8 protein-coding genes and 1 pseudogene are annotated in these 12,014 nt (G+C 44.1%); 2 read left to right on the top strand and 7 right to left on the bottom strand.

The features are described from left to right. Positions 1 to 358 precede the first annotated feature (358 nt). The gene (locus tag NXZ84_RS13485) at positions 359 to 514 is read right to left on the bottom strand and encodes a hypothetical protein (RefSeq protein ID WP_258840858.1); all 156 of its coding nucleotides are present in this window, start codon (positions 512 to 514) and stop codon (positions 359 to 361) included. Between the two features lie 184 nt (positions 515 to 698). Here NXZ84_RS13485 and NXZ84_RS13480 point away from each other — a divergent pair, with 184 nt between their 5' ends. Further along, positions 699 to 2,093, top strand: coding sequence for a TcaA 3rd/4th domain-containing protein (locus NXZ84_RS13480; RefSeq protein ID WP_258840857.1), 1,395 nt, complete (start codon positions 699 to 701; stop codon positions 2,091 to 2,093). 276 nt (positions 2,094 to 2,369) lie between these two features. Here the strand turns inward: NXZ84_RS13480 and NXZ84_RS15140 are convergent, their stop codons facing one another. The 6 genes and pseudogenes from NXZ84_RS15140 to NXZ84_RS13450 form a co-directional block, all read right to left on the bottom strand. Further along, complete coding sequence (locus NXZ84_RS15140) at positions 2,370 to 4,454, bottom strand: SBBP repeat-containing protein (RefSeq protein WP_309495926.1); 2,085 nt, start codon at positions 4,452 to 4,454, stop codon at positions 2,370 to 2,372. A gap of 507 nt (positions 4,455 to 4,961) precedes the next feature. Continuing rightward, positions 4,962 to 5,291 carry a hypothetical protein gene (locus NXZ84_RS13465; protein WP_258840856.1) on the bottom strand — a complete coding sequence of 110 codons (330 nt, stop codon included), beginning with the start codon at positions 5,289 to 5,291 and terminating at the stop codon, positions 4,962 to 4,964. 187 nt (positions 5,292 to 5,478) lie between these two features. Next, positions 5,479 to 6,252: a PPC domain-containing protein gene (locus NXZ84_RS15250; protein ID WP_396654047.1), complete on the bottom strand. Its 774-nt coding sequence runs from the start codon at positions 6,250 to 6,252 to the stop codon at positions 5,479 to 5,481. Continuing rightward, positions 6,238 to 7,398, bottom strand: a pseudogene (locus NXZ84_RS15245) (S8 family peptidase); the annotation flags it as partial. The pseudogene NXZ84_RS15245 and the gene NXZ84_RS15250, both read right to left, overlap by 15 nt. A gap of 102 nt (positions 7,399 to 7,500) precedes the next feature. Further along, positions 7,501 to 9,054: a S8 family serine peptidase gene (locus NXZ84_RS13455; RefSeq protein ID WP_258840854.1), complete on the bottom strand. Its 1,554-nt coding sequence runs from the start codon at positions 9,052 to 9,054 to the stop codon at positions 7,501 to 7,503. A 784-nt stretch (positions 9,055 to 9,838) separates the two neighbouring features. Next, a complete protein-coding gene (locus NXZ84_RS13450) occupies positions 9,839 to 11,086 on the bottom strand; it encodes a M15 family metallopeptidase (protein WP_258840853.1) in 1,248 nt (415 codons plus the stop codon). 186 nt (positions 11,087 to 11,272) lie between these two features. Between NXZ84_RS13450 and NXZ84_RS13445 the strand changes: the two genes are divergently transcribed. After that, positions 11,273 to 12,013 carry a hypothetical protein gene (locus tag NXZ84_RS13445; protein ID WP_258840852.1) on the top strand — a complete coding sequence of 247 codons (741 nt, stop codon included), beginning with the start codon at positions 11,273 to 11,275 and terminating at the stop codon, positions 12,011 to 12,013. Position 12,014 lies beyond the last annotated feature (1 nt).

Genomic DNA, 12,014 nt, shown 5'->3' with positions numbered 1-12,014 from the left:
GGAACATACGTTTTCTCGCTAGTGGTCGTCACCTTCTATGGCGAATCCCCTGTTAGGAAGGTTCCTGCGTTAGAGCCGAGAAAACAGCTGAAGGACTCGTTGAAATAGGAAAGAGCCGTAGGGAATATAAGACCCCTGTCGGCTCTTTCTAAACGTGAGTTTACTCTAGCATACGCTCTCTTATCTCTTAATATTCGTCCTCTAGTATGAAGAAAATGATAATATAATTGTCTGCGAGAATTGGACATAATGACCACGGGCGGCGTAGGCTGAAAGTTCACCCATCGGAGGGATGGTAAAAAAAGTAGCTCGCCCACTGGTCGGCAAAACCTAAGGGGTGAACTACTTTTCTCATGGGTTATCCTGATGTCTTCGACATTACGCCGTTCTGTGTCCATGCTTCTCCGTATAAACGATAGGTGCTGACATACCTGCCGTTTTGCGCTCCATGGACATAATACCACAATTGATTGTAAATTATCCAAAAGAGGTGATCACCTCTTAATGTAAACATATACCCTACTACTCCTTCCACACCGTCACATAATAACACAGTGTTCAAAAAGAAAAACTAGGAAAATCACGAATACTTATATAAATATTTTCAAATATTCATGTTACTATATTAAAAGGAAATTGTGCATTCACCATCTAATTATTATATAGAGGTAACTTTAACTACTATTAGGAGGATTGGGATGAACATAGAGAAAGCAAAAGCATTGTTATTTCAAACAAAAGAAAAAGCGACACCTTTCATCTCGAAAAACAAGAAAGTGCTGTACCCACTGGGCGGACTTCTTGCTATTATCGTTATTTTATTGATATTTGGGTCGGATGGACACTCCGATCCACAAAGGATGGTCAGAGAATTTGAAATGGCTTTGGCAAAAGGGGATGTCGAGACCGTCATGGATATGGTTGTATCCGACGATGACAAAATAGAAATTAACAGAGAGCAAATCCAGCAATTTGTAGATTATACTCAGGAACATGATCAATTCTACTCTGGAATTTCACAGATACTAAACGCACAAGCCGCATACTACGCTGATTCGGAAGACATTATGCACTTCCGGAATGGGATGACGTCCAAAGAGTTACTAAAGGCAGGGCCATACTACGTAAAAAAGAACGAAATTCCCATCTTGCCTGACTCGTATAGTATTGGCGTACGATCATATCACATTAAGCTAAAGACCAATTCTCCTGAGGTGAACCTAAAAGTCGCGGGAAAAGAGGTATTCAAAACTAAAGAAGGGAAGTTAAGCTATACATATGGTCCCGTGATGCCTGGTATTTACCAAGTGAGTGCAGATAAAAAGTTTGAGTATGCTCAACTGAGTACCGAAAACGAGGTTATTTTGTTTGGAGATTACAATAAGCCAGAAACATCAAACCTAAACCTCAATGGCGAAATGGTTACCATTAGCTCACAGTTTACAGACGAAACCTTCTATGTCAATGGAAAGAAAGTGGGCAAGGTCAGTGAATATAAGGAATTTGGTCCAGTCACAAAGGATGGGTCGATCAAGATTTACGGAGAAATGAAATGCCCATGGGGAACATGCAAGAGTCCAACCAAGACTATAGATGAGGACACCAAAGATATAGATATCACTCCCCATCCATTCAGTGATAAAAAATCACAGAAACCCATTACAAAATTGATTAACGATTACACAAAGCAGTGGATCGAAGCCCGTAAAACGAGAAATGCCAATATAATCACGACCCTAGCAGACGATGAACTGAACGATGAAATAAAGCATATTGATTATATGAAGGAATTTGAGCGAACCTTTAAAGGGTCAGCGATAGGAACCCGCATCGACTATGGGACTGTAGAACTAACCAAGGAAGGTGATCGTTATCAAGTAAAGTTGTTAGTAGAATTTCACTCCAAATATGAGGAGTATAGTAAGTACAGCCATGACGATGACGACCCTTTGGTGGAACACATTAACAAAAAACAAGTTACCCTTACCTATTTCGATGAAAAGAAAAAGTGGCTTATATCTGGCTTCGATAGTTCTTATGGGTACGGGAAAGAAATGAATGGCAAAATGGTTGTAAAGAGCAAGTTTAAGTAACATGGTCAATAAGGCTGGAGGCGGTGATAATCAGGTTGATGGATGCAGCAATGCCCTCAACAAAGCTATCCTCCAGCCATTCCATTATTGATCGCTACATTTTTCTGGATGGGAGATGTCCTCCCGAACATATCCATAGCGGCGATTGCATGAGCCACTGTCCCAACAATATACATCGATTAGAGGAACGGAAAACTAAGAATTATTGCGGAAAGATAAGTCGCATCTCTTTTCTGTAGTTACAAGTGACCCTTTTTCCTCCATCTTACCATGCTCCTACAAACCCAACTCGCCTGCACCTGTTCCACGAGGGCCACGTGGTCCTCTGGGGCCCCGACGTCCTCTCGGTCCCCTTGCCCCAGCTGCTCCAGATGCTCCCGTTGGACCGGTTGGGCCGGAGGGGCCAGTTGCACCAGTGGGGCCGGTTGGACCGACAGTTGTAACCGTACCCACTTTGGTCACAAATGCATCTGCCTGCCCGCCAAATAATGTTTGGACTGCTTGAAAGGTAACAGGAAAATCTGTTGACGCGGTTACCCCTGTAAAATATGCATTCTCCTGGCGGTCAATGGCAACATCAAATCCAGTCTCTCCCTCACTTCCGCCCAGATAGGAAGAAAATGAAATCCCTTGTCCAGAATAGCTTATTTGAGTGACAAAGGCGTCTGCTTCTCCATTAAGACTATCTTGAAAGGCGTTTGATGTGAGCGGAAAGTTGGTGGATCGGGTAACCCCTGTAACCCATGCTCCGCCAAAAGAATCGACTGCGATCTTAATTCCATTGTCACTCTCGCTTCCCCCCAAGAAGGTGGAATACACGAGTGAACTACCCGTTACATTCAGTTTCGTCACGTACGCATCATCCGACCCTGCAATGGATGGTTGAAACGCGTTTGGTGTCGTCGGAAAATCGGTTGAGCTGGTTGTTCCAGTCACATAAGCATTATTGGCACCATCGAGGTCAATTCCACTAGCGTCATCACTGGCGCTCCCCCCTAGATAAGTGGAATAGATAAGCGAAGTTCCCAGTGCATTCAGTTTGCTAACAAATCCATCTGAATCCGTTCCTCCGGTAAGAACCGTCTGAAAGGCACCCGTCGTTATCGGGAAATTAGTCGACTCGGTAAAACCCACTACATAGGCATTATTCTCACTATCCACAGCGATGCCTAAGCCTCTGTCGGCTAAGCTTCCTCCTAAGTAAGTGGAATAAACCAGAGCACTGCCAGCAGAGTTTAATCTTGTGACAAAAGCATCCTCTGCCGCACTCGCCAAAACAGTTTGGAACGCCATAGATGTGGTTGGAAAATCTGTAGAGTTAGTAATCCCTGTTATATACGCATTTCCTAACCCGTTTAATGCTAGATCTGTTGCAACATCAGAGCCACTTCCTCCTAGGAAAGTAGAATATATAAGAGAGGAACCAGTAGAATTAAGTCGAGTAACAAAGCCATCCACTAACCCACCGAAGATGGTTTGAAATGCGCCTGTCGTCGTCGGAAAGTCAGAGGATAACGTTTGTCCTGCTACAAACACCGTTCGCATCGCATCTACTGAAATCCCATTTATAGGAAGTGTGGTTTCTCCACTTGTTCCTCCCAAGAAGGTGGAGTACACTAGCGACGTTCCGGCTTCATTAATCTTAGTAACAAATACATCTGAAGGGCCTCCCACAAATGTTGTCTGAAATGCCCCTGTCGTCGTCGGAAAATCTGTGGAAGAAGTTATACCCGCCACATACGCATTCCCCTCTGTATCTACCGCGATTCCACTTCCCTGGTCAGTGCTACTCCCCCCGAGAAAGGTAGAATAAAACACGACTGGATCGATAAGAAGCAGCTGTGCGGGATCATATTTGCTAACCTCAAATCCCATACTTCCATCTTCAAACAAGCGAAAAGCTGTTGGAATCGTCTGCCTCTTCCCTTCGCTCCACTGAAAACTGATCGGCTTGCCTTCACGAAGTACGCCGCTCGATGTATGAACATACAGATCGCCATGCTCATCTACGGTAGAAGATGTTCCCCCTTCGTATCGAAAGCGAATCTGATCTACACATGCCCCTGGCTGCACTGCCACATCATATTTGAGGTGCTCTTCCGTACCCGTAAAGATCAAGTCAATTCCAGGCCATACCTCTTTATAAATCACACTTTCCCCCTGCGGCCCCACATACATCTCGGTATCTGCACTTTCAGCTAAGAGGCGAAAAGTAAGTACTCTCTCTCCTTTATCCGTATCAAATCGCATATGGATGCGATCTAGATGAAATGTAAAGTTAACTGCGTCTTGTTCAGCAATAACTACATGTTGATCCTCTTCCTTCTTCTCTTTGGCTACAAACAACAAGGATCTATCCATAATGAGAGCTCAACTCCTCCATCAAAGTCATCTTGATTCAGCTGTAATCACCATATTCCATTACTCCCCCTTGTGTGTAAGTTTAGCTACATGCTGTTGATTCTTCTTAGCAAGTAACATCTTATTAGAGTGAAGAAATATTGCGGTAAAAGGAATAAACCAAAACCAAATCCACACCTTTTGAATAGGTAAAAGCCCAAATTTTACCACTATGCTAATAATAAAGGTATAAAGGATACTACCTAACACAACTACTACGAAGAAGTTATAAGCAAGTACCATGAAGATGACCAAGAACATAGAACCAAAAGTATGTACTAAAAATGAAATTCCAGCTTTCAACATCAGCCACAAAAGAGACGACTCAACCATAGATAAAGCAAACAATGAACAGGATAACAACTGAACGTGAGAGCGTATCAAAGAAATCATCATCTAAGTAGAGAACATACATGGCGACTGCAGAAAAACAAGATCAAACTAGCAGCGATTTTCTCAGAAGGTGAATCATAGCATAACCCTCCCCCTCCACCATATCATTAACGGCAATCGTAACATCCGCTCCGATAACCAAAAACTAAGCACCCACATCGGGGCATATACACCGAGGAAAATCGTAAAAGGTAGCGAGATAATGAGGTGCCAAAAGAAAGAGTAAATTGCAGGAAGTGAAGTCTCTTCCGTCCCCATATCTAATAATAGAGATAATGGCAAGGCGCAGAAAAAGGTGAGCGTCGCTAAGATAAAAGCGAGATAACTAAAGTGATAAAACCAAATAATAAGCCCGTATAACGGAATTGCGGTCACAACCTTGCTGATGAGAAGTCTCATATTCATTCCCCTTTCTATTTAAGGTACTTGGTTCAAAAGGATGATTCCCTTTCATGGTAGCGAAAGAGTAGACGGTGTGGCAGACCTAAATTTTATAGTACCCAAACCTATATTCCGTTCTTTTAAAAGTGCTATCCCCATATAAATAGCCCCCTGCCATATGGCAGGGGGCACTCCACCTACTTACCTCTATCTACTTTATCGGATGCTTCGACTTCTTACTCGCCTTTGTTGGCGCCTCTCCTTCAATAAAGTAAGCCACTTCCGTGATGGAATAACCATAATCGGTGATGGAGAAATCAGATACCAAGTTAGCGGTAATCTTGTCACCATCAACGATCACCCAAAACGGTTCCAAGTCTCCATCAAAAGTCTCTTTTGTAGTCCCATTTTTATCTTTGATATAGACAAAATCATAGTTTGACTCAGTTTCAAAGCGACTGAAGTAGAGAGCTACCTTACTTGCTCCCGACTTGGTATAGGTGTGGGATTTATTGTAGTAGTTAGAATAAGGATGATCGGTATCGAAGCGTTTATCTTCATAATACCAGTCTCCCTCTCCCCCACCATCATCGGATGTAAACGTCGCTTTCAACAAATAGGAGTCAGATTTACTAGATGCCCCATTCCATCCCACTACACGGATGTAGTACGTTCCTGCCGCTGCATCATAGGAAATCGACTCGTCTGAAGTAGAGCCATTCCACGATCGGGCCACTCTAGAACCTGATGCATTGTAGAGATAGAGATCATAGTCGCCCGGCAGTGACTTCAAGCTAATGTTAATGGTGCCTGCAGCTGCTTCCAACTTGTAGTAATCCTCATCACTGCCATCAAAGATGAAGCTTTCATACTCTTCACCCGAGTTGATAGGTCCATAAGCGGTAGCGATACTGTCGTTAGGTTCGAAAGTATCCTCATCATCACCGCCACCACCATCGTCATCTCCAGTCAATGCACGGTACATATTGACCCGGCCATTCTGCCAGTAGTTGTCTGTACCCGGAATGGCATCTGCATTATTTTCTAATGCCGCGCGCACCTCAGCATTATTCATTCCTTGTGAAGACAGTAAGGCCGCCGCTCCTGCTGTATGCGGAGCTGCCATCGAGGTTCCACTGTATTTGACATAGCCTCCGCCCAGCTGAGTCGAGATAATATTCACCCCGGGAGCAGCAATATCTACCCAGCTTCCATAGTTGGAAAAGGAGGCACGGTTATCATTTGCATCCACAGCTGCCACAGCAATCGACTCTTCGTAATAGGCGGGATAAGAAGGGGAGGAAGTATTGGAATTACCAGCCGCAGCAATCACTACCGAACCTTGCTCCCATGCGTATTCCACCGCGTCTTTGACCACTTGGGAGGAACTAGATCCACCAAGGCTCAAATTGATCACATGCGCACCATTCGTAGCCGCATACTCAATTCCACTTGCCACCCAATCGTTATATCCCGATCCATTAGAATCCAGTACTCGTACCGCCATGATGCTCACATCGGGGGCTACACCCGCAACGCCTTTCCCATTATTGGTGGTAGCAGCAATCGTACCTGCCACGTGCGTACCGTGACCTTGTTCATCGTAAGCGTTACCGTCGTTATCTACGAAGTCATAACCTTGCGATACTTGATTAGACAAATCTGGATGGTCATCCTGCACTCCTGTATCTACCACAGCTACTTTGATACTGCTATCACCACGGGTTATATCCCAAGCAGCCTCTGCATCCATATTTTGCGGACCATACTGATCCGAAGCGTAATAGGGATCGTCAGGAGTCCAAAACGCTTCATACACGATCCGTGGTTCCGCATACTCTACATTTTCCATACGTTCGTAGGAAGCGATTGCCTCTTCCACTGTCTGGCCTTCTACTTTGATCACATCATAACCCAACTTTTCATTGCGCGAAAGAACTTCCGATTCTTCTTTCTCGTGCAGGCTACTCATAACGCTCTGGGAAGTGTTTTCTTTAAATTTGACGATGATGTGATCTTTACTCGCCTGTGCTAGTTCCGACTTAGACTCTGCTTGTGCAGGCAGATGGGGGGCAAACGACATTGTGAGAGTGAGAACAACAGCTAACACAACAATCCATGCACGTTTCATCACAATCTCTCCTTTGTCTATACGTAGTATCGTCCCGCAGCTTTTCAGCTCTTTTCCATTGCCAACAAACGAGCTCGGGGTGACCTATAAATCAACCCAAACCTATTGATTAAAGATAGCTTTGAGGCGATACGTATCCGTTTTACTGGATGCCCCATTCCAGCCTACTACTTTGACATAGTAGGTACCTGCACCACCATTGTACGAGATCGTCTCTCTGGACGTACCCCCATTCCACGAACGATCTAGCATATTGCCATCTGCATCGTAGAGGTAGAGGTCATAGTCAGCGGGGAGCGATCTCAATTTCACGGTAATCGTCCCGCTCCTGGAGGTTTTTAGCTTATAGTAATCTTCATCGCTACCATCATAGATGTAGCTTTTATATTTCTGATCGGAATTGATCGGACCATACGCGTCAGCCAAACTATCGTTTGGCTCATATGGATCATCTTCTTCCCCACCACCATCATCGCCATCTCCATCTAACGCCGCCAAGATATTGACGCGACCGTTCTGCCAGGAAGTTCCCGTACCTGGAATGTGATCAGCATTGTTCTCCAACGCCGCCCGAATCTCGGTATGGTTCATACCACTGGATGCGAGCAGAGCAGCCGCTCCTGCCGTATGCGGAGCTGCCATCGAGGTGCCGCTGTACTTAACGTAACCCCCACCTAGCTGAGTCGAGATGATATCTACTCCAGGTGCAGCGATGTCGACCCAATCCCCGTAGTTGGAAAACGATGCTTTACGATCACCTGAATCAACTGCTGCTACAGCGATGGATTCTTCATAATAAGCAGGGTAAGAGGGAGAGGAAGTGTTGGAATTGCCTGCAGCCGCAATTACCACTGCCCCTTGTGCCCATGCAAACTCAACTGCATCTTTTACCACTTGCGACGATCTAGAACCGCCGAGGCTTAAGTTGATAACATCGGCTCCATTGGAAGCGGCATATTCGATGCCACTTGCCACCCAGTCGTTATACCCCGATCCATTAGAATCCAGTACTCGTACTGCCATGATGCTCACATCGGGGGCTACACCCGCAACGCCTTTCCCATTATTGGTGGTAGCAGCAATCGTACCTGCCACATGCGTGCCATGCCCTTGTTCATCGTAAGCATTTCTATCGTCGTCGACAAAGTCATAACCTTGCGACACTTGTTGGGACAAGTCTTGATGATCATCTTGCACACCTGTGTCGACTACCGCTACAACAACATCACTGTTTCCGCGAGTGATATCCCATGCCCCTTCTGCCGACATGTTTTGTGGGCCATACTGATCAGAGGCGTAGTATGGATCATCAGGGGTCCACATCGTATGATAAACAATTCGCGGCTCTGCATACTCCACGTCTGCTCTCTTCTCATAATCCGCAATGGCATCTTCTACTGACTGACCATGAACTTCGACGACATCATACCTCAAGCGATCATTGCGCGAGAGCATTTTCGATCCTTCTTTTTTGTGCATACTGCCCATTGCCTGGATCGAAACATTATCTTTAAACTTCACAATGATATGCTTACGACCCTCTTCCATTAACGATGATTGATCCTTCGCTTCAGCAGACAATACCAGCGCAAAAGACATTGTACATGTTAGCGCCAGCGCCAACACCACGGCGAAACCTTTTCTCATACGCTTCATTACAATCTCCCCTTTTCATTCTGAATAATAAGACACAAAAGGTTATTGTTGACCCTTCTGACTCCACCTTTGTAACCTCCATTTGCCCATGGCAAATAGGAGCACTGTGGCTCATTATCTTCCTGTCTACTATTCAGATTCCGGACATAGCTAACCTTTGTCATGGGCGAACAAGCCACTCATGAAGTGACAAAGGTTCGCATCACCCTTAACTCCTCTTCTCATTAAAAAATTTTCCATCTCGATAAAGGAATTATTACAAGAGACTTGCATTACAAACGATCTGCACTCCCTTTCTTCGAAACGGCAAAAATCATTTTTCATTTAAAGAGAAGTTATGACTATGAAAATCTTTCTACCCTCTCCTTTCTTTTGTTTCTGAAATTATGATCTTTTCTGAATAATATAACACCTTGGGGTGATTGTAAATACAAAATCGAAAATTTTTTTAAATATTTTTGATTACAAATTCGGATTGGCTCTATACTAGGACAAACTCACTCTGATCTCCATCTCCTTTCATCCTCATCAATTAGTCCCTTCCATCTTCAAACTCCTATGATTACCCGTTTGTTGCTCGCACTGGTCTACAAACTAAAAAACCCCGACCCCCTGTTTCTTCCATTCAGGTGCCGAGGTTCTAACCAGCTATCCATTATAATTTTATCGAAAAATGCTTACATCTCCAGCTTCTTGGTTTCTTGCTTATCAAAATAATATTTACGCAAATATGCGGCTCTTTTCTTATTATGAACATAGTAATATTTAGATTCCCTGTACAACACTACTTTAGATACTCTTCCAGTGTAGAGTTAGTACTTTTAATCTTCGTCGCCGCTTCTATTCCCACATATCGCAGATGCCACGGCTCATAAGAATACCCTGTCACACCTTCTTTTCCTTGCGGATAACGGATAATAAAACCATACTTATGTGCATTAGCTGCGACCCATTTGCCTTCTGCCGTCTCCCCAAATATCGGCTCCAACGAATAATTAACTGCTTGACTTGTAATATCCATCGCCAATCCAGTCTGATGTTCACTTTGTCCAGGGCGCGCACTCACTCGATTCGCTTCTTTCTCTCCCATTTGTTGAGCGTTATAAGCAAAGATCGATTCTTGACGTTCATAAGAGCGGTATCCAGATTGTGCATATAAGATATGTCCCGCTTGTTTCGCTGCTGTAAACAATCCCTCTAATGCTGTTGCCGCTTCCGGACGCAATTTCTTCTTAGCCAAATCCTCCGAAAAAGGAAATCTTACGTTTGGTTTCGTTAATGCAGGTACATAACCACTAGGAAGGCGATGGCTTTTATTTACGAGAACCAATACACTCGTCGGGTTAGAAACTGTCTGGATGCCATCTTCCCCTGTCTTGTTCTCAGCTGTCTTCTCTTTCTTTTCTTCTTTCTTCGCCCCTTCTTTATCCTTCACTTCCGCTTTCGGATACGAGATCGTTGGATCAAGTAAAGTTGATTCTAGATCGCGAGGTTGGATCAATAACATCCACCCTTTGTCTAGCTGATGATACCGATAATTCACATGCTCCCACGACATATCCCGCTCTATTTCTTTTTCCGCTGATGGATTCGCCTTTACTTCCTGCATTCGTTGCTCAATCTGTGCTGTTGTTGCTTCTTGATGAATCGCCCGTAGTACAGAGGTGAAAAGCAGCGGTTGTTCATCCGTCACGCCACTTATCTTCACTTCACTCACCTTACCCCTACTTTCTGTAACAATAGCGGTAAAGCGTACCGTGCTCCCCAGATCTTTTTCTACCTTTGCCTTTCCCTCTGCAAAGGTCAACTCCATAAAATCTTTCGGATCCAACTTATATTTATCGGGTAAACCCAAATTATATACCTCGACAAAACTCTCTGGACTTACGCCTAGGTCGACCCACTTCTGTTCCACTTTTTTATCTTCTGTTTGTTTCTTATCTGCCGCTGTGTTCTCTTTTTCTTGGCAGGCGCTAAGAAATAATGGAACCGTTGATATCAATACAAAAACCATGAATAGCCTCATCTTCATCCCGATACCCTCCCTTCAATTACTATATCAAATTCCCCGTAAATAAGGGAGAGGATGTCCTACAGTCGACTACCCCTTCCCAAAATCCCCCTCCCTCCAAATTTTTTCATAGTCCCTTGACAACCATAATGTATTAGTGCACTATATAGATAGTACACTAATACATTACAGAAAGGATATATTTTCATGACTTCATGGCAAGGATTGTTACACAAAGATTATCGAATTGGTCGCACAGGGGCACTCATCTGGATTGGACTCGTCACATTACTTATTCTCTATCTAAATTTTAAAAATGGAGGTCAGTTAGCTGGCTTTGGCTTCATCACCTTTCTCAGCTATTTCTATATTCCTACTTATTTCTTTATCAGCTTACAAAGAGAAGGAGCTCAACTTCATCGCTGGCTCCATAACCCGTACCCTGTTAGAACGCTCCTTCTCTCCAAATTGCTCAATGCATGCTTCGCACTTCTGATCACAGTATGTATTCAAACCCTTTACTTCGCTATCACCATATGGATCCACCCTGAAGTAGCGGAACCTTTCACAAAATGGCTTTCTTATCGTGATGTCTTAAACGTGGACACTCTCTATATAGCAGGAAATATAGCTAATTTTTTCTTGTTGGGGAACCTCTTTTTCTGCGGAGCCCTCTTGTTACTATGGTCGCTCACGCAGTGGCTTAAAACTTACACAGGCAAGGGAGCTTCCTACATCATTAGTGTAGTTGCCATTCTTCTCTTCATCGGAACCATGCAATTAATTAGCATGCTCTCACAACTAGGGACAACGATTATCTTTACTCCCGAACTGCTAAATGAGTATTCGATCTATATTGACATCGCCATTACGCTCCTGGGTCTCCTCATCTCGTTTGCCTTATTCGCCTTCTCCACATGGATTTTGGAGAAGAAAGTGGAGGTATAAA

Source organism: Mechercharimyces sp. CAU 1602 (assembly GCF_024753565.1).
Taxonomy (GTDB): domain Bacteria; phylum Bacillota; class Bacilli; order Thermoactinomycetales; family JANTPT01; genus Mechercharimyces.
Note: the sequence above shows the minus strand (reverse complement) of the source record. Positions and strands in the feature narration are given on the sequence as shown.